We start from the raw sequence: 22,343 nt of genomic DNA, 5'->3' as shown, positions 1-22,343 counted from the left end.
ATTTGTATCATTTGATATTGCATGAGAGAGGAGTTGAACGGACGATGCGTATTTTGCACACAGGAGACTGGCATCTGGGAAAAACGCTGGAGGGACGGAGCCGGCTGCGAGAGCAGGAGGATTTTGTGGATGAGCTTGTTAGACTCGCGGATGAGCAGCAAGCCGATGCCATTTTGATGGCTGGAGACGTGTACGATTCCGTTAATCCACCTGCATCGGCGGAACAGTTGTTTTACGAGGCAGCGGCGCGTCTGACGGAACAGGGAAGACCACTTGTGGTCATTGCCGGAAATCATGATCAGCCGGAGCGAGTGGCTTCGGTGACCCCGCTTGTGAACAGACAGGGAATTACACTTGTAGGTATGCCTACTTCAGAAGCAGTAACCATCCATGCAAAGAGAACTGGAGAGACTGCACAGATTGCTGCATTGCCATATCCCTCGGAAGCGCGATTGAACGAACTGCTGACAACGGATGGGGACGAGAATGTGCTTCGTCAGGCATACAGTCGCCGGGTTGGCATGTTAATGCAGCGTCTGGCTGCTTCTTTTCGTCCGGAGACGGTGAATTTGGCGATGAGCCATATTTATGTTCTGGGCGGGGTTGAAAGTGATTCGGAACGTCCGATTCAGGTAGGGGGCGCCTATACGGTTGACCCTTCCGCACTATCGACAGGTGCGCAATATACAGCTCTGGGTCATCTCCATCGTGCGCAGGCCGTTAAAGGGGAAGGTGTGATCCGATATAGTGGTTCTCCGCTGGCCTACAGTTTCTCCGAAGCGGGGCAGAGCAAGTCCGTCACGATGGTTGATCTGGCACCAGGTGGGGCTGCAAATGTGGAGGAATTACTGTTGACCTCGGGCCGCCCACTTGTGCGCTGGAAGGCGCGTGGCGGTCTGGCTGAGGTCTATCGGTGGCTGGATGAAGGGCGCGATCCTCAAGCTTTTATCGATATGGAAGTATGGCTGGATGATGCCATGTCTCTGAAGGAGATCCAGCAGCTGCGGAAGTCTCATGAAGGGATCATACATATTCGTCCGGTCTATCCCGAGATGGCGGCAGCGGGGCTTCTGGAGCAACGTTCCGAGCTTCCGGTGCATGAGCTTTTTCGCAAATTTTATCAGCGTCAGACGGGTGGAGCATTACCTGAAGACAGTCTGGTACAGCTGTTCCTTGAACTTGTCGATGAGGACGAGCCGGGTGTGCGTGAGGAGGTCGAAGGAAATTGAAGCCTATTCTATTAAAAGTTGCGGGTCTGCAAAGCTATCGAGAGACACAGGAGATTGACTTCACCGTATTGACTGAAACGGGTTTGTTCGGCATTTTTGGTCCTACAGGCAGCGGCAAATCTTCCTTGCTCGACGCGATTACGCTCGCGATGTACGGAAAAGTGGAACGTGCGGTTAACGGTACCCAAGGGATTATGAATCACGCGGAGGATTCATTGTCTGTTGCCTTTACATTTGAACTCGTATCAGCAGAAGGCACAAGAAGATTTCGGGTGGAACGACGCTTCAAACGAAACAATGAGATTTCGGTAAGCAACACAATTAGCAAATTCATCGAAACTGTCAACGGAGAGGAACAGGTGCTGGCTGACAAGCTGGCAGACGTGAATCGCTGTGTTGAAGACGTCATCGGGTTGAAAATGGATGATTTTACGCGGGCCGTTGTGCTTCCGCAAGGGAAATTCGCAGAGTTTCTGTCACTGAAAGGCAGTGAGCGGCGCCAGATGCTGCAACGATTGTTCCATCTGGAGAAGTATGGAGATCAGCTTGCTATCAAGCTCAGCCGGCGGGTGAAGGACAATGATATGGTTCATCAAGCACTGGCCGCGGAGCAGCAAGGGCTCGGTAATGCCAGCAAAGAGACGTTGGCAGAAACGGAGCTTCTTCTTCAAGCTGCTGTGAAGCAGTCCGAGCTGTCGCGTAAAGCGCTTGATGAAGCGATGAAGGAAGCCGAACAGCTCGGCAAAATCCGTGAGTTAAGCCAAGAACGACAGGTACGCACGGAGGAACACGAAAAGCTGAAAGCACGTGCACCACAGATCGAAGCAGGTGAACAACGGCTGAAGCAGGCAGGGGCTGCAGATGCGATACTCCCTTCATTGCAGACGATGCGTGATGCAGCAGCGCAGCAGAAGTTGCGTCAGGATGCAGCCGAGATGGCTCACCAGCAAGCAGTGGAACATGAACGGCTGTCTGTGCTGGAAGGCGAGAAGGCCGAAACGGCTCGTGTGCAGATGGCCGAGGAAGAACCCAAGTTGCTGCTTCGATTGGAACAGCTGGAACAGGCCAAGGCGTTGCAGCGGGAACGAGACGGGCTCCGAGAGGATAGTACCCGTCTTAAGCAACTTCTGGACAAAGGACAGGCGGAACAGAACGTCATTGGACAACAGCTGGAGAAGGAAAAAGAACTTCAGCAGCGTGGCCGTAAACGACGGGAAGAATTACAGGAAAGCCTTAAGCCGAATGAAGTGAAGTCCGAAGAACGCAGACAGCTGCAGGCTGCACTGGAATTGAGACATCGTCTGGATACGGCGGCGGAGCAATTACGCCAGAACAAGGCCGAGATGGTAGCCAATAAGCAGTCGGCTGAGCAGGGTGCTGACAGGCTGAAGCTGGCTGCCCAGGAAGAGGGCCGTCTGAGTGAACAGCGTCAGCAGCTGATTGAACAGGCGGCAACGGGTCTTGAGGCCTTGCTTGCCTGTGAGCAGGACATTGGCCGCGAACAGAGCCTGCTGGCTAGGGCGGAGGAGCAGCTGCGCGGAACGATGCGCGAGCAGGAGCTGCACCGGCTCTCCTCCGCATTGCGCGCCGAGCTGCGCGACGGCGAGCCATGCCCGGTGTGCGGCTCCGCACACCACCCGCTCCCGGCTGCGCCGCCGGGAGAAGGTCCGCCCGCAGGCGATGCGGACCTGGAACTGCTGCGCAGCCTGCACGCGGAGCTGCAGGAGCTGCGCTTTGGGCTGCGCCAGCAGCTGCACGAACGTCGCAGCCTGCTGACGCAGCTTGGCGCTGCGGCCGGCGAAGCCCCGGCCGCAGCCGAGGCCGCACCTGCGGCTGCGGAGCCAGAGCCCGCCGGGTCGCCCGTACACGGGCGCTCCCCGGCGGACTGGGCGGAGCGTGCCGCCGCACTGCGCGAAGCCGCGCGGGCGCTGGCTGCTGCCGCAGCGCCGCTGCAAGCGGAAGCCGCCGCGTTGCAGCAGGCGGCTGTGGGCGCGCAGCAGCGCCGCATGGAAGCGGCTGCTGCGCAAGAGGCCGGCCAAGCCGGGCTCGCCCAGGCGGAGCGCCGACTGGCCGAGAGTGAGGCCGCCGCAGCCGCCTTGCACGGCCGCTGGGCCGCGGAACTGCCAGGCATCGCTCAAGAGGAGGCCATGGCCCTCCATCAGGCGATGCAGGAGCGCGACGCGCGCGCAGAAGACATCAAGGAACGATTGAATAAGAGCGTGACGTTCCTTGAAGAGAAAGAACAGCTGGTACAGTCTCTCCAGCAGAAGCTGGTCGAATTGGACAAACAGCTGATTCAGTGGCAGACGGAGTGGCAAGGCAACAGCAAACAGCTTGCTGAGAAGGAAGAGCGTCTGCGTCAATGGGTTGGCGAGCAACGGGTCGAGGACTTGATTGCTGCGGCCCAGACTCGACTGGATGAACTGCGAAGAGTGGCTGCTGAGTCGGTACAGCGTTTCAAGGAAGCAGATGCGTTGAAGCAGGAATCAGCCAAGAAGGATGTCATGGCCCATCAAGCCGCAGCCTCGGCAGCAGAGCATTTGCAGCAGGCGCAGGAACGCTGGAAACAATTACTGGATCAATCACCATTTGACTCCGAGACTGCCGTGGTGGAAGCAGCCCTTCCTTCCAAGGAAGCGGAGCAGCTGGCCGCGGAAATTCAGCAGCATCGTGATCGTGATCGTGAACTTGTTTCTCAATTACGTGAGCTGGAACAGAAACTGGGCGGAGCCGTTGTATCTGAGGAACAATGGTTGGCATGCACAGAGCGACTGCAGATGTCTCGTGCAGAGGATGAAGCAGCCCTTAGAGCCAAGGCGCGTGCAGAACGGGATCTGGAAGATGTGCAGCAGCGACATGTTCGATGGACCGAGTTGGAGAACAAACGAGTGGGAGTAAGCCGGCAAGGTGAAATGCTTAGCAAATTGCAAGCAGCTTTCAGAGGTAACGCATTTGTCGAGTATATTGCAGAAGAACAGCTGATGCAGGTTAGTCAGGCTGCTTCACAGCGACTGCGCTTTCTGACCAAACAACGCTATTCACTTGAGGTGGATTCGGGCGGTGGCTTTGTCATCTGTGACGATGCAAACGGCGGGGTTAAACGTCCGGTGTCTACCTTGTCCGGTGGAGAGACGTTCCTGACTTCGTTATCACTGGCCCTGGCTCTGTCTGCCCAGATTCAGCTGCGCGGTCAATACCCGCTGCAATTCTTCTTTCTGGATGAAGGCTTTGGCACATTGGACCCTGAACTGCTGGATACTGTCATTACCTCGTTAGAAAAACTGCATGATGACCGTCTTGCCGTCGGTATTATCAGCCACGTTCCGGAGCTGCGGGCACGCTTGCCACGCAAACTTGTGGTTATTCCCGCGGGTGAAGCCGGAGCTGGTTCTCGTGTGGTTCTGGAAACGTTATAGGAAACGGAACACATTACGGTTTTAAATGAGTCCCAATTGTGACTCCCTCAGGAACCAACCTTAGAAGGTGTTGATCCTGAGGGAACTCTTAACTGACTAAGTTGGGTTGAATCTCATTTTTATACTCGCTGAGTCAGTGGAGTGAGATAGCTCACAGATACAGGTTCATCCTGTTGTTATACTACAGTTAAGCCGACAAACTTTATGTTAAGTACCCCGGCGGACGTCTGATCAGGAATACTCCTGGTTAGACGTCCGCGACAGCAGAACTCCGTATGGAAACTGCAACGGGGTGCTTCTTTTTTTATTTTTTATTTCACAGGCACAACTTCTATACTGATTTCACTCTTTTGGACCCCGATTCTGAAACTCTTGTCATTCACAGTGTCATTTCGCCCAGATCTGAATACCATGAAAGGGTGATGAAGAGAAGAGCATATCCGGAGGCGATGAAACGTGGAAAAGGTAGAAGCGAAGAAACTGTGTAAGGAACACATGCATCGCTATGTGTGTGTACAGATGCATGACGGTGCCCATTATGATGGCATTATGGAAAACGTGGATGATGACATGATTTATTTGGCTGTTCCCGTGGGAAATGAAGCCATGGTTAATCAAGCGAACTGGGGACCCAATATGATGCCAGTTACTTATCCCGCTCATTCGCGGGGATTCTTCCCGGGCTTCGGCTATCCATACCCCTATTATGGTTACGGTCGCAGACGGTTTAACAGACTGGTACTACCTTTGGTTGGACTGACTGCATTATCCTTATTGCCTTATTATTAATAGAAAAAAATGAATCATCATGCATGTAGCCAATATAACCGTTCACATCTTTGGTGTACGCTCTCAGCAGTCCACTAAGATGTGAATGGTTTTTTTGTCCATCATCCCGGTTTGAATGACATAACTGAAGAGGTTCGATTGGAATTTGCTTTTCAGTTCCGGTATGATAGAAGGGTATACATAATTTTTAATCCAAAGGAGGGTATGAACAATGGATTGCTTATTTTGCAAAATTGTAGAGGGCAGCATCCCCTCCAATAAGGTACTGGAGAATGACCATGTCATCGTCTTTCATGACATCCAGCCCGCTGCACCGACCCATGTACTCGTTATTCCCAAGAAACATATTGCTTCCATGAATGAAGTAACCGCAGAAGATCTGCCGTTGATCGGTGAGATTCATTTGGCTGCGCAAGAAGCGGCCAAGCGTCTCGGTGTGGAAGAAACAGGTTACCGACTGATTAATAACTGTGGCAAAGATGGAGAACAAACCGTTCATCATCTGCACTATCATTTGCTTGGTGGGACTCGACTCGGCGTGTTGACAAGTTTGTCTGACTCCCACAAATAAACGAGCAAGTTTACTCAGTTTACTCTGATTCAGGACTTATCCATATATGCTTAAAAGGCATGAATATGGAGCTGAAGTTCACATAAAATAAATGATCATTACGTTAAGGTTGACACGTTTATTACCTTTCGCCTATAATGAAAGGTGATGAACCGTGTTATTGCTCTTGGACGGTCTGGTCGGAGGGAGGGAAAACTGGTGTCTGAAACTAAAGTTCGCAAAAACGAGACTATTGATGCTGCACTTCGTCGCTTTAAACGTTCCATCGCAAAAGATGGCGTATTGGCTGAGGTGAAGAAACGTAAGCATTATGAGAAGCCAAGCGTAAAGCGCAAGAAAAAGTCCGAGGCTGCTCGTAAGAGAAAGTTTTAGGAGGATTTTAACTACATGAATCTTAGCGAACGATTGAACGAAGATATGAAGCAAGCGATGAAGAGCAAGGACAAGTTCAAGCTCTCCAACATTCGGTTGATTCGTTCGACGATCAAGAATCTTGAAATAGATTTGAAAAGAGATTTGGATGATAACGAAGTGCTTGATATTCTGAGTCGTGAAATCAAACAGCGCAAAGATGCCCTCCAAGAATTTGACAAAGCGGGCCGTGATGACCTCGCGGCAAATGCAAAAGCGGAAATTGAATTACTCAGTCAGTACCTTCCCGCACAGCTTACCGAAGAAGAAATTAAAGTTATTGTACAGCAGACCATCCAGGAAACCGGTGCTTCTTCGAAAGCCGAGATGGGGAAAGTCATGTCTGCCCTTATGCCGAAAGTCAAAGGCAAAGCGGATGGCAAACTGGTAAATCAAGCAGTTCAACAATTTCTGCAATAAAGCAAATCAATGAACACCTCCTGACTTGTCAGGGGGTGTTTTTTCCGTTTACACCATTGGATACGGTATTCAGTTTGAGAAGAAACCTGAAACCGGCTGGGAAGTCATTCATCTGTTAAAAGAAATTCACAAATATTGCTTTTAAATGGATAATATATATGATAATGGATTTGGAATGTTGCAATTGCTGGCGATTTCAAATATAATTCTAAGATTTTGAAACGAAATGTTGCATTGTACGTAATAAATACCATAAGCTGGACAGTATAACATTAATGGAAAAGGGGGGACTATTTGTGAAGGGAAAGCGCCGGAAGAAGCTTACGGGGTCATTAATGCTCATGATGCTACTGACGCTGCTGCTTCCTGTCTGGATTGGATCACCGTCAGCGCATGCAGCTGAGAAAAGTGGCGCCGTATATATCATTCCGGTGGATAAACCAATCGAGCAGGGACTTGGAAAGTTTATGGAACGCGGGTTCAAGGAAGCAGAAGAGATGAATGCTGGCCTGATCGTTCTGGATATCAATACGCCGGGAGGGCGTGTCGACACGGCTGAAGAACTGGGTACCTTAATTAAGGAAAGTCCAATTGAAACCGTTGCATTTGTCCGTGGAGATGCTGCCTCAGCCGGAAGTTTTCTGGCTCTGAATGCAGATAAGATCGTAATGTCGCCAGGCAGTATGATCGGTGCGGCAGCGATGGTGGACAGCACGGGTAAACATGTCGATGATCCGAAGCTGGTTGCATTCTGGAAGAGCAAGATGCAGGGAGCGGCAGAGAAAAGTGGCCGTGACGGCAAAATTGCAGCTGGAATGACGGATGTTAACATGGTCGTGAAGATGCCTGAGATTAACAAAACCAAAGAAAAAGGTGAAATTATTGCTCTCTCGGCCGACGAAGCGCTGAAAGTGGGTTATGCGGACCATATCAGCAATACGCCGGAAGAAGCCGCAGCCTGGCTCGGTTACAGTCAGGATGATGTGTTCACCGTTCAGAGAACAGCCGCCGAGAACATATCTACATTTCTGACCAATCCTGTCGTCATGACGGTATTGCTATTCCTTGGAATAGCTGGTGTAATCATTGAGTTGATTGTACCTGGATTCGGAGTGCCTGGAATTGTTGGTATCGTGTGCTTTGTGCTTTATTTCTCAGGGAATTACATCGCTGGTTTTGCCGGTGCGGAGACATGGGTGTTATTCACTGTCGGACTCATCATGATGATTCTGGAAATGTTTATTCCGAGTATGGGGATTCTTGGCATACTGGGATCAATTGCACTGGTGGCAGGTGTTGTACGGGCAGCTTATGATACAAGCGATGCTTTCATATCGTTGGGTATTGCTTTTGGGGCTGCGCTTGTTGTCATTGCGATTGTCGTTATTCTGTTTAAGGATCGAGGGATATGGAATCGATTCATCCTAAGCGACAGATTGTCAGCTGACCGGGGATATTCTTCCGCTACAGAACGTAAAGAACTGATCGGGCTGCAGGGAATCAGCCTGACACCACTTCGTCCTGCCGGAACAGCGATGTTTAACGGGGAACGAATTGATGTCGTATCCGATGGGGATTTCATTCCGGTGAATACACCGATTGTCGTAATTAAAGCGGAAGGTACACGCATTGTTGTTCAACAATCGTTACCGGTTTAATCCGCTCAGTTGCCAGGCTGCTCAGGCTTAGGCAACCGTACATAACCACTATGCTGAAGGTGCCTGCGAAGTGGTGTAATCTTTAATTTAGTAGCAGATTTATGAATGTATGTTCATATAATTTTTGCCAATATCAAAACGAAAATGGAGGAATTTATACTATGGAACCAACCATGATTACGGTTTTGCTCATTGCGGTTGTTGCAATTATCGTATTGAGCGTATTCTTCAGCTTTTTCCCAGTAATGCTCTGGATCTCGGCAATTGCATCCGGTGTACGTGTGAGTATTATTACGCTCGTAGCGATGAGACTCAGACGTGTAACACCTAGCCGGATCGTAAATCCTATGATCAAAGCAACTAAAGCAGGTCTACAATTATCAATGAACCAACTTGAGAGTCACTTCCTTGCTGGTGGTAACGTGGACCGTGTTGTAAATGCCCTGATTGCTGCTCAACGTGCAAATATTCCACTCGAATTCGAACGTGCTGCTGCGATTGACCTTGCAGGTCGTGATGTATTGCAAGCTGTACAAATGAGTGTTAACCCACGTGTAATCGAAACGCCTGTAGTTTCTGCTGTAGCCAAAGATGGTATTGAAGTCAACGTACGAGCAAGAATTACAGTTCGTGCCAATATTGATCGACTTGTTGGTGGTGCGGGTGAAGAGACGATTATTGCCCGGGTTGGTGAAGGTATTGTAAGTACGAATGGTTCAGCGGACTCCCACAAAGAAGTTTTGGAAAATCCGGACCTGATCTCTCGTACTGTCTTATCCAAAGGTCTGGATTCCGGGACTGCTTTTGAGATTCTGTCCATTGATATTGCGGACGTAGATGTAGGTAAGAACATTGGTGCGTTTCTACAAACTGAGCAGGCAGAAGCTGACAAACGGATCGCTCAGGCCAAAGCGGAAGAGCGTCGTGCAATGGCCGTAGCTCAAGAGCAAGAGATGAAAGCACGCGTCGTAGAAATGAGAGCACGTGTTGTTGAGTCAGAATCCGCAGTACCGCTTGCGATGGCAGAGGCTCTACGCAGTGGTAAAATCGGTATTATGGATTACATGAACCTCAAAAATATTGAAGCTGACACTCAAATGCGTAACACACTGGGAAAACCTGCTGAGGGCTCGAATTCTAACGATCAGGGTGATTCCAAAAACGGAAGATAGGCGGTGAGTATATATGGGCCTATTCGAATGGATTTTTAATAATCTGTATATCGTGGCTGTCATCGGTTTTGCGCTCTTTTCTTTTCTTGGAAAAGCAGCTAAATCATCTGATCCAAACAAAAAGCGTCAGAATAACGGAATGCCGACCTTTGGAGGCAGTGGTGACTCCGATCAGTCCGACCGTTCACCAGCGCAGACCTCTCCAAAGAAAACTGCCAGCACTGAAGCTGCTGGTGAAACTCGTTATGATGAACCCTACGAGAACCAGTACGATGAACCGTATGAGAACCAGTATGATGAAGGTCGTTATGATCAGCCGTATTCAGGACCACAAGCTTCCTCACGTCCTTCAGATGAAGTAGGTAGCCGAAACTTTAGTGGTGAGATGGAACGTTCGCTTGACCAACAAAAGAAAGAATTCGAAAGACAACAACGTCTGATTCAAGAAAGGCTAAATCGCTTTTCTTCTTCAAACAAACCTGTTGTGGCCGATTCCAGTTGGGATCAAGTGGAATCAAGTGAATCGGGAAATTCCCAGCTTCGTCCGGAAGACATTCGTACGGGTGTTTTATGGGCAGAAGTATTGGGTGCTCCTCGATCCAAGCAGCCTTTCGGTTCAAGAGGGAAACTGTAACAATCTAAGTGATGTAGAAGGAATAGAGCCGTTTCTGGTGAGCAATATGCCGGGGACGGCTTTTTTTGCGTTCTTCATCTTTTTTCTCACATTTCACATCTAACACGGTCCGTAGTTTTCATAATTTCATGAATCTGCGCATAAGTTGAACTGTAGAGGAAGGGGGAAGACCTTCGAATGACCCGGATCAGCCGCAAGCTGCGCAGATGGACCAGTGAAGTTCTGGATCTGCCGCAGGACGTGCTTTACGATATGCCACGGTTAACCCTGATCGGCACAAAGCAATTGTATATAGAGAATCATCGTGGTGTCATTCATTTTACACCGGATCGCATCGTTCTGGCTCTCTCCCAAGGCCAGCTGGAGATCAAAGGGACTGAATTGATGATTCGCAATATTTTGCCGGATGAAGTGGCTGTTGAAGGAACAATTCTGGATATTCATATGAATGGAGCGGAGGGGAACGGATGAAGCAGCCCAGTCTGTACAAACTGCGCGGAGCAGTCCGAATCATGGTCACTGGGGGGGATATTGAAGCATTGATCAACACGGTGGCAGAGCAGGGACTGGAAGTATGGGACCTGCGTGCCCATGACGGGCGCAAGGCAGAAATGTATATTCTGCTACCGCATTTTTTTAGGCTGCGTCCTTTGCTGAAACGGACAGGCTGCCGTGTAAAGGTGACACACCGGAGTGGATTTCCTTTTTTTGCAGCCCGTTTATTGAGAAGGAAGTTCTTTCTGGGCGGCATGCTGTTTTTTATAGCAGCTCTGTTTGCGTTATCATCGATGGTTTGGAATATAGAAGTCAAAGGCAATGTGACGATTCCCACGGATGAAGTGCTCGCGGCAGCAAAGAAAGAAGGCATTTACCCCTTCCAGTGGGCATTTCGACTGCAAAGCCAGGACAAGCTCTCCAGACAGCTCGCGCTCGCTCTGCCGGATGTAACCTGGATTGGGGTGAGCAAAGAAGGGACAACCATCACCATTCAGGTCGTGGAGTCAGCACAGCCCAAGCGTGAACCGCTGCTGAACCCGAGACATCTGGTCAGTAAAACAGACGCTGTAATCACTCAAATATACGCGGAGCAGGGACGCCCTGTCGTGCAGAAGGACATGCGTGTCAAGAAGGGACAGGTACTGATATCCGGTATTTTGGGAGATGAAGAGAATACAAAAACCATTGTTGCCAAAGGGGAAGTACGTGGACTGGTGTGGCGTGAGTATCAGGTCGAAGTCCCCCTTGTGCAAAAACTTAATACGATGACCGGGGAGAGCAAGGAACGTTTTTACATTGTGCTGGGGAAATGGGCGATTCAGCTCTGGGGATACGGGAATACGCCTTTCACCTCATTTGATACAGAAAGTAATCATAAACCGCTGACCTGGAGATCCTTCACACTTCCCATGGGATGGCTGACAGAGAAAGATTTGGAAACTCAGGAAAAAGAGCAGCAAAACACGATAGAATGGGCTAGAACAAAAGGACTGGAAGGAGCGAGAAACGATATTATCGCCAAAAATGGCAAAGGAACGAAAATTTTAAGTGAAAAAATTTTGCATGAGAAGAAAGAGAATGGTAAAGTTTATATGAAAGTATTGTTTGAAGTAGAAGAAAGCATTGCGGAAGAACTTCCGTTAGTCCATAGTCAAGGAGAATGAGGCTATTTGTCAGAGCAAACACGCAGCATACGAATCTCCCTCCAAAGTGCGGGAGAGGGTCAATCTCTTTTTGGACCCCAAGATATTTTTCTGAAACTGATTGAATCCGAGATTCCCGCCCAGATCGCATCCCGTGAAGCGGAGATTGTGATTCATGGCAACATTCAAAATGTGGAATCACTTGAACAATTATTTGATGTGTTGTTGCAATTGGTACGTAACGGATATGTGTTAACCGAAAGGGACGTTAAGTATGCCATTGAGCTTGCAAAGGAACTGCGTGCAGACCAGCTTCTTGATCTGTTCAAAGGTGAGATTACAACGACCTACCGTGGCAAACCGATCCGGGTTAAGACGATTGGACAGAAACACTATGTAACTACAATTAAAAAACGTGATGTTGTATTTGGTATCGGTCCTGCCGGTACAGGTAAAACGTATCTTGCAGTTGTGCTGGCTGTGGCAGCACTCAAGGAAGGAAGCGTCAAACGGATCGTGCTCACAAGGCCTGCTGTTGAAGCGGGAGAAAGTCTTGGCTTCTTGCCTGGTGATCTTCAGGAAAAGGTTGACCCTTATCTACGGCCCTTGTATGACGCCTTGTATGATGTTATGGGACAAGAGCAGACGGCCAAGGCACTGGAGCGCGGATTGATCGAAATTGCACCTCTAGCCTATATGCGGGGACGTACACTGGATGATTCGTTTATTATCCTGGATGAAGCCCAGAATACGACACCAGAACAGATGAAAATGTTTCTGACCCGTCTTGGTTTTGGTTCCAAAATGGTCATTACCGGTGACGTGACACAAATTGATTTACCGCGCGGCAAAAAGTCGGGGCTTGTGGAAGCAAATTCAATACTGGGCCAAGTGGAAGAGATTGGATTTGTCTACTTTGCCGAGCAAGACGTTGTACGGCACTCCCTCGTCCAGAAAATTATCGTCGCCTATAACTACGCCGCAGAAAATCAAGAATAGAAAGGGATTGTCTCGATGACCTCGAAGGAACTGTCAAAAGGCAAATCTTTTCAAAATAGAGCTACAGGATGGAAGTATAGCGTGTGGGCACGCTATCTTCTGTTTTTGTTTCTGGTGATCCTTTTCTACGTGAGTCTTGCTTCTAAACTGCTCCCTGAGCGGTATGATATTCAGGAAGGCACACGAAGTGAAGTGAATATTGCTGCGCCCATGCAGATTCCCAATACCAAGGCAACACTGAAAGCGCAAGAAGAAGCTGCTGAACGTGTGCAGCCGATGTTTCAGATCGTGCAGATGCGGAATGAAAATCTGATGACCACGCTGCTTGATCGTATTGATCGATTGAATCAGGATGATCAGATTTCCAGTCAGGACAAGATTGACATCTATCGTGATGAAATACCGCAGCGCCAGAAAGACTTTGTGTCCAATTTTATCAACAACAACCGGAAAGCGGGTACATACTCCGAAACTCTTTTGGAAGAGATCAGAAATGTGGTACAGGAGCAAAGCTACCGTATCCCGGAAGAAACATATATCAAAATTTCACGTCTGACTTCGGATGATATTCAGGAGATGAAATCCGTTGCGCGGGATATCGTCTCCAGATTAATGACCGACCAGATTAGCGAGGCTACAACAGCTCGTGCCAAAGTGGCCGAGATGGTGAGTGTGAGCTCCCTTAGCAAACGTACACAGCGTGAGGTTGTACAGGAGCTTGCGCGTCTTGTAGTAACGTCGAACCGTTTCTACGATGAAGAGGGTACAAAAGAAGCTAAAGTGCAGGCGCGTGAGAATACTCAAACGGTCTTTATCAAGCAAGGAGATACGCTCGTTGCCAAGGGTGAGATGATCACCCCGGAGATGTACACTCTTTTGGGCGAGAACGATTTGCTGAAAAACGAAGTAAACTATTGGCCTCAGCTTGGATTGCTTATGCTGTCCTGTCTGTTGTCGGCAGCGATTCTCATGTATATTCAGCAATTCAGCGGAACGCATTTCAAATATAACAATGCTCAGCTGCTGATGCTTGTTCTCATATTTATTATTACCATTGTGGTTATGCACGTCACAGCGATACTCCAGACCAGTGAGAAGTCATATGTAGGCTTTCTTGCCCCTGTTGCCGTAGGCGCAATGTTAATTGCATTACTGCTGGATACATCACTTGCTTTTGTATGTTCGATTATTATCGGGATGCTGTCGAGCATTATTTTGAATACACATCAGGGTCAGATTTTTGACTTTGAACTTGGTTTCTTCGCGGTGTTGGTATCGTTTGTTGCGATCTTTGCCACCCATCGGGCAAGTCAGCGGTCTACGATCCTGAAAGGCGCCATTATGGTGTGTCTGTTCGGATCAATCGCGGTCTTCACGCTGGCTCTGATTGACTCGAGTGACTGGAACCGGACGACAACGCTGTATGGCATTGGATTCGCGTTTGCTGGAGGCGTACTGACCGCCATATTAGTCATTGGGCTGATGCCGTTTTTCGAAACCTCGTTTGGCATCTTGTCTGCCCTGAAACTGGTGGAATTGTCTAATCCCAATCATCCGCTATTGCGCAAACTGCTAACAGAGACACCCGGCACATATCACCACAGTGTGATGGTCGGAAACCTGTCAGAGGCGGCAGCGGAGGCAATTGGTGCAAACGGCTTGTTATGTCGGGTCGGCTCGTATTACCATGATATTGGCAAAACCAAAAGACCCATTTATTTTATTGAAAATCAAAATAATATGGAAAATCCGCATGATTCGATTGATCCCAAGCTGAGCAAGTCCATCATCGTTGCTCACGCACGGGATGGTGTGGAGATGCAGAAGGATTATAAGCTGCCAAGGCCTATTCGAGACATTGCCGAGCAGCATCATGGTACAACCTTCCTGCATTACTTCTATCACAAAGCGCTGCGTCAGGCCGAGGAAGCAGGGGTGGAACCTGATTTCACGGAAGATGATTTCCGTTATCCGGGTCCCAAGGCCCAGTCCAAGGAGTCGGCAATTGTTGGTATTGCTGACAGCGTGGAAGCTGCAGTTCGTTCCTTGCGTAAGCCTACCGTGGAACAAGTGGAATCCATGATCGAAAAAATAATTAAAGGTCGGCTGGACGATCATCAGTTTAACGACTGTGATCTGACGATGCGCGAACTGGACATCGTTGCCAAAACCCTTAAGGAAACCGTCATGGGTATATTCCACTCCAGGATTGAATATCCGGAGGAAATGAAGAAACCGAAGCCAACATCGCCTGAGGCGGGTTGATTCGCTAATATGAGAAGACAGGAGTATGAAAGAATGAGTCTTAACCTAGCATGGAATAATGAACAAGATAAAGAAATTACCGAACCGATAATTGCAATGCTGGAGCAACTGCTGAACCTTGCCGGAGAAGCAGAAGGTGTTGCGGACGGGGAAGTGGCTCTGACTTTTGTAGATGATGAACAGATCCATGAGCTGAACCGTGACTATCGCGGCACTGATCGTCCAACGGATGTATTGTCTTTTGCAATGAATGAGACTGTGGATGAGGAACTGGATATTATCTACGAACTGGACGAGGATGAAGAAATGGAAGAAATGCCGGATGTTCTGGGGGATATTATTATTTCGGTTCCACGGACCATCCTGCAGAGTGAAGAATATGGGCATTCATTTGAACGTGAGCTCGGGTTCCTGTTTGTTCATGGATTCTTGCACCTGCTTGGATATGATCATCAGGATGAGGCCAGTGAAGCAGAAATGATGGGCAAACAGGAAGCGGTACTCGCTCAAGCCGGGTTGACACGATAATGAAAAGGCGCTCCTGGGGGATGGTATTCCGCAATGCTGCGGAAGGAATCGTATACGGGCTGCGGACTCAAAGGAATGTAAGAGTTCATACAGGAGTCGCCATTTTGATGTGTGCAGCCGGATTTTTTTTCGGGATTTCAAGAACAGACTGGATGTTTGTACTGACAGCCGTATTTCTGGTTCTTGTGACGGAGCTGATGAATACAGCAGTGGAAGCTGCTGTAGATCTGGCGCATCCGCATATACATCCGCTGGCAAAAGCGGCGAAGGACACCGCGGCCGGTGCAGTTCTGCTGGCTGCGGTGTTCGCCGTCATCATCGGGTGTATCGTTTTCATCAAGCCAGTGATGAGCTGGCTGGGTTTGTTCTGATTTTGTTTTTGTTTTGATTTTAATATTACACACTAATTATAAAGTTGGACTCATCCTTAAGTTGAACTTCTGGTTTGCACAATAACGGAGAGGTCAGAAATAACCTGTAGAAGCGAAGCGTTCGCCTTTATCACCGGATTTTCACTTTGGAAAAGGGAATCAATAAAATCTGGGGATAACAGCGATCGTAAGGTTGTTCTGGCAGCGAAGAGGCCAGTGCAAATTTTCTTAAGTTGAACTTAACTCATTGAGTGCAACTTTATATACACCCCAAAGGGAGAGATTGATTATGGATAATGGTTTGCTGATGCAAGAAGCGATTAAGGCACGTACAAAAGCGTATACCCCTTATTCTCATTTTGGAGTAGGCGCAGCTTTGCTTGACAGCGAGGGACATGTGCATCATGGTTGTAATATTGAGAATGCTGCTTATACGCCAGGCAACTGTGCTGAGCGTACAGCCATGTTCAGTGCAATTGCTGGAGGCAAGCCACCGCGCAGCTTTAAGGCTATTGCGATTGTAGGAGATACGGACGGTCCAATTGCTCCGTGCGGTGTATGTCGTCAAGTGATGTACGAACTGTGTGATCCGGATATGAAGGTCATTCTGGGTAACATGAAGGGTGATCTGCAGGAGACTACAGTTGCCGAACTATTGCCATGGGCCTTTGGGCCATCTGACCTAAACTCTGCTAAAAAGTAAAAACCAATACATTCCAGGCCTAGGCGCCTGAGGAGGAACATATGAAAAAACAAGCATTCAAATCCGGTTTTGTAGCCATTATCGGTCGTCCCAATGTAGGTAAATCCACGCTGATGAACCAAGTCATTGGACAGAAAATCGCCATTATGTCAGACAAGCCGCAAACGACGCGTAATAAGATCCATGGTGTATACACATCGGAACAACAACAAATCGTTTTCCTGGATACCCCAGGGATTCACAAACGTCAATCCAAGCTGGGCGATTACATGAACCAGACTGCTTTGAACACACTCGGAGAAGTCGAAGCTGCTCTGTTCCTGATTGATGCTTCGGAAGGCATGGGCGGTGGTGACCGTTATATTGCAGAACAATTGAAAAATGTGCGAACGCCTGTCATTCTGGTCATGAACAAAATTGATAAAATTGAGCCGGAAGCACTGCTTCCACTGATTGAGGCATATCGGAAGCTGCACAATTTTGCCGAAATCGTTCCGGTATCTGCTATGCTTGGCAGCAATGTAAGCACCTTGCTGGAGCAGCTCAGTAAATATTTGCCGGAAGGCCCTCAGTACTATCCTGATGATCAGGTTACGGACCATCCGGAGCAGTTTGTTTGCGCCGAGTTGATTCGGGAGAAAATTCTCCAGATGACCCGTGAAGAAGTGCCACACTCCATTGCAGTAACAATTGAGGATATGAAAGTACAGGATAACGGGGTTGTTTATATTTCAGCCGTTATTTTTGTGGAGCGTGATTCGCAAAAAGGAATCATTATCGGGAAACAGGGTGCCTTGCTTAAAGAAGTGGGAAAACGTGCTCGCCAGGATATTCAAAATCTGCTCGGTTCCAAAATCTTTATGGACCTGTGGGTTAAAGTGAAGAAGGACTGGAGAAACCAGGAGCGTGTGCTGCGAGATCTTGGCTTTGGTCGTGAATAATAAATTCAGTATCCAGTAATTGCAACACATAGTTTACCTTGCAAGACTCCATCCTATCTGGTAGAAGCAGATGTCATTTTCGAAGAGAGGATGAAATTCCGATGCGAGATTTTTCGTGGAAGGTTTTTGCGATGACGGGGGATGTGGAGTCCTATCTGTTGTATACCGAGGCATGCAGCTCGTTGGGACAGGAGTCGGAACCTGCAAGGGAAGTGATTGAAGATGAAGAAGCCGAAGGTTAATTGGCTGATTCGGGAATGGTTAGGTGACGAGGCATGCTATATAGGGTGGAAGGGATTGTCATCCGCAGCATGGACTACGGCGAGGGGAACAAAATTATTACGCTTTGCACCGAAAGCGGCGGGAAAGTAGGGGTACTCGTCCGCGGTGCCAAAAAGCCCAAAAGCCGACATGCTGCACTGGTGCAGCCATTTACGTACGGTCAATATGTTTATTTTCGCAACACCGGTCTGGGAACGCTAAACGCAGGAGAAATCATTGAGTCATATCATGAGCTGCGTGAAGATTTGGTTAAAGCTTCCTATGCATCTTATGCTTGTGAACTGCTGGATCGTGTATTGCAGGATGAAGAGACAGGAGCGTTCTGGTTTAAACAGCTGAAAGCCTGTCTCCAGGCCTTGAAGGAAGAGAAAGATCCGGTTGTCATTACCAGCCTGTATGAAATGAAAATACTTCAGGCAGCCGGGTACGGTCCTCAGCTGGATGATTGCATCTCTTGCGGTCAAGAGCGACCGGATGAGCAATTATTTGTTAGTCCAAGGCTTGGTGGAGTCCTGTGTCGTGCCTGCAAGCACTTTGATCCTCCGGCAATGTCTGTGAGTCCGAAAGCGTTGAAGTTGTTACGTCTGTTTGCACAGTTGGATCTGCAACGACTCGGTAATATATCGGTAAGTGAAGGCACGCGGGATGAGATCAAAAAGATTATGCGGGCCTTTATGGATCATCAGCTTGGCTTGAATCTGAAATCCCGTTCTTTTCTTGATCAAATGGAAAAGTACGGGATTTGAGTCGTCTTGTTATGAAATAAGTAATATATCTTGACTTCGTACTTATTTTTATATTATTATGAACTATAATTTCTCTTTTAGAGACATGCATTGAACGAGAAAGTAGGAGACTTGATTTATTACATTCAAGAAGAGGTCGATTGACCTAATCTTGTGTGAGCGAGCCGGGGATGGTGTGAGCCGGGTTGAATCGGTCTGTGAAATGGCACTCGGGAGCATGAATGGACACGGAAAAGTGGGCTTGTATGAACAGGATCTCCTGTTTATATCCAAGCCAAGTAGGGTGGAACCGCGGGAATAGCTCTCGTCCCTATGTCTGTATAACAGGCGTAGGACGAGGGCTTTTTATTGTCTGTACCGTTCTAGGCTTGTTTATCACAAACCATCGAAAAGGAGCATGATTATGAATTTTCAGCAGATGATTCTCACGCTGCAACAATTCTGGGCCGAGCACAACTGTATTATTGTTCAGCCATATGATACGGAAAAAGGGGCAGGTACGATGAACCCGATGACCTTTTTGCGTTCGCTTGGACCCGAGCCTTGGAAAGTAGCTTATGTTGAGCCGTCCCGCCGTCCTTCGGATGGTCGTTATGGAGAAAATCCAAACCGTCTCTATCAGCATCATCAATTCCAGGTTATTATCAAGCCTTCTCCGGACAATATTCAGGAAATTTACCTGGAAAGTCTGAAACAATTGGGCATTGATCCGCTCAAACACGATATTCGGTTTGTTGAAGACAACTGGGAGAACCCTTCCCTCGGCTGTGCCGGTCTTGGCTGGGAAGTATGGCTGGACGGTATGGAAATCACCCAATTTACGTATTTCCAACAAGTCGGCGGGATTGAGACAAATCCGGTAGCGGTTGAAATTACGTATGGCATGGAGCGTCTTGCTTCATACATTCAGGAAAAAGAAAATGTGTTTGAACTGGAATGGGTAGACGGGATTACATATGGTGATGTGTTCCGTCAGCCTGAATTCGAACACTCCAAATATACGTTTGAAGTATCTGATGTCAAAATGTTGTTTACACTCTTCAACATGCATGAAGAGGAAGCAAACAAAGCCATGGCACAGAATCTGGTTTTCCCGGCATATGACTATGTTTTGAAATGTTCACATACGTTCAACCTGCTGGATGCGCGCGGAGCAATCAGTGTAACGGAGCGTACCGGGTACATCACCCGTGTCCGTAATCTGGCCCGTCAAGTGGCTGCAACATATGTGGAAGAGCGCGAGAAGCTCGGCTTCCCGCTGATCAAGAAAGGGGGAGCTGAGCATGTCTAAGGATCTGTTGTTTGAAATTGGTCTGGAAGAAGTGCCTGCACGCTTCATGCGGGCAGCAATTGAACAGCTGCAGGATCGTGTCGTGAAATGGCTGGATGCCTCCCGCATCGCTTATGGTGAAGTGAATGCCTATGCCACACCGCGCCGACTGGCTGTTTTGATCAAGAATGTTGCCGAGAAGCAGGAAGACGTGGAGGAAGAGGTAAAAGGACCATCGCGTAAAATTGCATTGGACGATAGTGGGAACTGGAGCAAAGCTGCACTCGGATTTGCCCGTAGTCAGGGTGTTGAACCGGACCAGTTCACATTCAAGGAACTAAGCGGCGTGGAATATATCTATGCGACCAAGAGCAGCAAAGGCGTAGAAACATCCTCTGTAATCGGTCAGGGTTTGCTGGCTATTCTGCATGCTATGACGTTCCCGAAATTCATGCGCTGGGCTTCGTATGATTTCAAATTTGTACGTCCGATTCGCTGGATTGTTGCTCTGCTGGGCAGTGATGTGATTGAGTTGGAAGTTGCAGGAGTGAAGTCTGGCAATGTGACACGCGGACATCGTTTTCTCGGAAAAGAGGCGGTCATAACGGACCCCGCTTCGTATGTAGAAGTGCTGCGCTCCGAGCATGTCATTGCAGATATTAAAGAACGTGAACAGATGATTGTGTCCCAGATCCAGGCACTGGCTGCCGAGAAGAAGTGGGATATTGCGATCAAGGAAGATTTGCTGGAAGAGGTCTTGTTCCTGGTGGAGACACCAACGGTGCTGTTTGGAACATTCGAGTCTTCTTTTTTGAATATTCCACAAGAGGTATTGATCACTTCGATGCGCGAACATCAACGTTATTTCCCGGTGCTTGATAATGATGGCCAATTGTTACCATACTTCGTTACGGTTCGTAACGGCGGCAGCGATTCACTGGATGTCATTGCAAAAGGGAACGAAAAGGTACTTCGTGCGCGTCTGTCAGATGCTAAGTTCTTCTATGAGGAAGACCAGAAGCTGGAGATCAAGGACGCATTATCGAAGCTGGAGAGCATTGTCTTCCAGGAAGAGCTGGGTACGGTTGGAGATAAAGTACGCCGTATTCGCAAAATTGCGGATGGCCTGGCTAGCAAGCTGCAAGTACCAGCTGATGTAGCCGAAGCGGTGAGTCGTTCTGCGGATATTTGCAAATTCGATCTTGTTACACTTATGGTGGGAGAATTCCCTGAACTGCAAGGTGTGATGGGTGAGGATTATGCTCGCAAAGCTGGTGAAAAAGAAGAAGTGGCCAAAGCGGTATTTGAGCATTATCAGCCACGTTTCGCCGGAGATCAATCTCCTGCTTCGCTCGTTGGTGCCATTGTCAGTGCTGCGGATAAAATGGATACGATCGTAGGCTGCTTCTCGATCAATATCATTCCAACTGGATCTCAGGACCCTTATGCGCTGCGTCGTCAGGCAGCAGGTATTGTTCAAATTTTGCTGGATCACAATCTTCCACTGACACTGTCCGACGTGTTCGGCGTTGCACTTCAAGTGCATGCCCAGATGAACTTGTTGAAACGTGCGGATGAAGAGGTACGTAAAGATTTACAGGACTTCTTCGGTCTTCGTGTGAAGAAACTGTTGTCCGAAACGGTTCGTTATGATGTGGTGGATGCAGTAATTTCTTCCGGATTTGATGATATCAGCGCGGTAGTTCCAAAAGGTGAAGCCCTTATGGCAGCTGTTCAAACGGGAGATGCTTTCAAAACTACCGTTGAATCTTTCAACCGTGTCGGTAATCTGGCTGCCAAAGCATCCAATGCTTCGGTACATGCAGAACTCTTCACAGAAGAAGGAGAGCGTCAGTTGCATGAGGCTTGGAGCAAAACCAATGAAGAATATCGTCAGGTATTGTCTCAACATGCAGCAGCTGAAGCACTCGCGATTGCATCGGCTTGGAAGGAAGCTATCACCGTATTCTTTGATTCAGTTATGGTTATGGCTGAAGACGAAGCTGTGCGGGCAAATCGTCTGGCACTGCTTGCAGCGATTGACCGTGATCTGAAAGCTTTTGCTGATTTCTCCAAACTGGTCTGGTAATCGGGTCCGCTTTTGCTCCAGGAGCACAGATCTGAGACAAAGCACAAATTCAGTATTAAAGAAGGATATATGAGGGTATAAATATACGGAACGGATTGTGAGAAATTTATATTTACAGCCGTTCCGTATATTAGCCTTTGATTTCCATAGACTGGTCAGAAGGATTTTGGCTGGCTGGGGTCGTATATTACAATATGCAGCTATTTTAT

21 protein-coding genes are annotated in these 22,343 nt (G+C 48.4%); all 21 read left to right on the top strand.

Going from position 1 to position 22,343, the window contains the following annotated elements:
• Nucleotides 1-44: 44 nt before the first annotated feature.
• The 21 genes from QP794_RS16650 (at nt 45) to glyS (ending at nt 22,134) form a co-directional block, all read left to right on the top strand.
• Entirely contained in the window at nt 45-1,229 is a 1,185-nt protein-coding gene (locus QP794_RS16650) for an exonuclease SbcCD subunit D (RefSeq protein ID WP_285078134.1), read from the top strand.
• On the top strand, nt 1,226-4,645 hold the full coding sequence (locus tag QP794_RS16645; RefSeq protein ID WP_285078133.1) for an SbcC/MukB-like Walker B domain-containing protein: 3,420 nt from the start codon (nt 1,226-1,228) through the stop codon (nt 4,643-4,645). Before QP794_RS16650 ends, QP794_RS16645 begins: the two co-directional genes overlap by 4 nt.
• Nucleotides 4,646-5,140: 495 nt before the next feature.
• Nucleotides 5,141-5,434 carry a hypothetical protein gene (locus QP794_RS16640; protein ID WP_285078309.1) on the top strand — a complete coding sequence of 98 codons (294 nt, stop codon included), beginning with the start codon at nt 5,141-5,143 and terminating at the stop codon, nt 5,432-5,434.
• 211 nt (nt 5,435-5,645) lie between these two features.
• On the top strand, nt 5,646-6,005 hold the full coding sequence (locus QP794_RS16635; protein ID WP_024628477.1) for a histidine triad nucleotide-binding protein: 360 nt from the start codon (nt 5,646-5,648) through the stop codon (nt 6,003-6,005).
• Nucleotides 6,006-6,203: 198 nt separating this feature from the next.
• Entirely contained in the window at nt 6,204-6,377 is a 174-nt protein-coding gene (gene rpsU / locus QP794_RS16630) for a 30S ribosomal protein S21 (protein WP_005547957.1), read from the top strand.
• Between the two features lie 15 nt (nt 6,378-6,392).
• On the top strand, nt 6,393-6,836 hold the full coding sequence (locus QP794_RS16625; protein WP_024628476.1) for a GatB/YqeY domain-containing protein: 444 nt from the start codon (nt 6,393-6,395) through the stop codon (nt 6,834-6,836).
• 335 nt (nt 6,837-7,171) lie between these two features.
• Nucleotides 7,172-8,494 carry an NfeD family protein gene (locus QP794_RS16620; protein ID WP_179132823.1) on the top strand — a complete coding sequence of 441 codons (1,323 nt, stop codon included), beginning with the start codon at nt 7,172-7,174 and terminating at the stop codon, nt 8,492-8,494.
• A 161-nt stretch (nt 8,495-8,655) separates the two neighbouring features.
• Entirely contained in the window at nt 8,656-9,666 is a 1,011-nt protein-coding gene (gene floA / locus QP794_RS16615; protein ID WP_024628474.1) for a flotillin-like protein FloA, read from the top strand.
• Nucleotides 9,667-9,679: 13 nt separating this feature from the next.
• Nucleotides 9,680-10,300: a hypothetical protein gene (locus tag QP794_RS16610; protein ID WP_094937326.1), complete on the top strand. Its 621-nt coding sequence runs from the start codon at nt 9,680-9,682 to the stop codon at nt 10,298-10,300.
• Between the two features lie 177 nt (nt 10,301-10,477).
• Nucleotides 10,478-10,771, top strand: a complete 294-nt coding sequence (gene yqfC / locus QP794_RS16605) for a sporulation protein YqfC (protein ID WP_024628472.1) — start codon at nt 10,478-10,480, stop codon at nt 10,769-10,771.
• On the top strand, nt 10,768-11,961 hold the full coding sequence (gene yqfD, locus QP794_RS16600; protein ID WP_285078132.1) for a sporulation protein YqfD: 1,194 nt from the start codon (nt 10,768-10,770) through the stop codon (nt 11,959-11,961). The genes yqfC and yqfD overlap by 4 nt, the downstream gene beginning before the upstream one ends.
• A gap of 6 nt (nt 11,962-11,967) precedes the next feature.
• The gene (locus tag QP794_RS16595) at nt 11,968-12,939 is read left to right on the top strand and encodes a PhoH family protein (RefSeq protein WP_285078131.1); all 972 of its coding nucleotides are present in this window, start codon (nt 11,968-11,970) and stop codon (nt 12,937-12,939) included.
• Nucleotides 12,940-12,954: 15 nt separating this feature from the next.
• On the top strand, nt 12,955-15,204 hold the full coding sequence (locus QP794_RS16590; protein ID WP_024628469.1) for an HD family phosphohydrolase: 2,250 nt from the start codon (nt 12,955-12,957) through the stop codon (nt 15,202-15,204).
• A gap of 33 nt (nt 15,205-15,237) precedes the next feature.
• Nucleotides 15,238-15,732, top strand: a complete 495-nt coding sequence (ybeY, locus tag QP794_RS16585) for an rRNA maturation RNase YbeY (RefSeq protein WP_285078130.1) — start codon at nt 15,238-15,240, stop codon at nt 15,730-15,732.
• The gene (locus QP794_RS16580) at nt 15,732-16,103 is read left to right on the top strand and encodes a diacylglycerol kinase family protein (protein WP_285078129.1); all 372 of its coding nucleotides are present in this window, start codon (nt 15,732-15,734) and stop codon (nt 16,101-16,103) included. The genes ybeY and QP794_RS16580 overlap by 1 nt, the downstream gene beginning before the upstream one ends.
• 289 nt (nt 16,104-16,392) lie before the next feature.
• Nucleotides 16,393-16,806: a cytidine deaminase gene (locus tag QP794_RS16575; RefSeq protein WP_285078128.1), complete on the top strand. Its 414-nt coding sequence runs from the start codon at nt 16,393-16,395 to the stop codon at nt 16,804-16,806.
• A gap of 41 nt (nt 16,807-16,847) precedes the next feature.
• On the top strand, nt 16,848-17,747 hold the full coding sequence (gene era / locus QP794_RS16570; RefSeq protein ID WP_285078127.1) for a GTPase Era: 900 nt from the start codon (nt 16,848-16,850) through the stop codon (nt 17,745-17,747).
• A 101-nt stretch (nt 17,748-17,848) separates the two neighbouring features.
• Nucleotides 17,849-17,989, top strand: a complete 141-nt coding sequence (locus QP794_RS16565) for a YqzL family protein (protein ID WP_079349649.1) — start codon at nt 17,849-17,851, stop codon at nt 17,987-17,989.
• 33 nt (nt 17,990-18,022) lie between these two features.
• Nucleotides 18,023-18,775, top strand: a complete 753-nt coding sequence (recO, locus tag QP794_RS16560; protein ID WP_053781263.1) for a DNA repair protein RecO — start codon at nt 18,023-18,025, stop codon at nt 18,773-18,775.
• 403 nt (nt 18,776-19,178) lie between these two features.
• A complete protein-coding gene (gene glyQ / locus QP794_RS16555) occupies nt 19,179-20,066 on the top strand; it encodes a glycine--tRNA ligase subunit alpha (protein ID WP_024628463.1) in 888 nt (295 codons plus the stop codon).
• On the top strand, nt 20,059-22,134 hold the full coding sequence (gene glyS, locus QP794_RS16550; RefSeq protein WP_285078126.1) for a glycine--tRNA ligase subunit beta: 2,076 nt from the start codon (nt 20,059-20,061) through the stop codon (nt 22,132-22,134). Before glyQ ends, glyS begins: the two co-directional genes overlap by 8 nt.
• The last annotated feature ends 209 nt before the right edge of the window (nt 22,135-22,343 follow it).

The sequence above is a fragment of the Paenibacillus sp. UMB7766-LJ446 genome, assembly GCF_030226665.1.
Classification (GTDB): Bacteria; Bacillota; Bacilli; order Paenibacillales; family Paenibacillaceae; genus Paenibacillus; species Paenibacillus vandeheii.
This window is presented reverse-complemented; position numbering and strand designations above follow the sequence as displayed.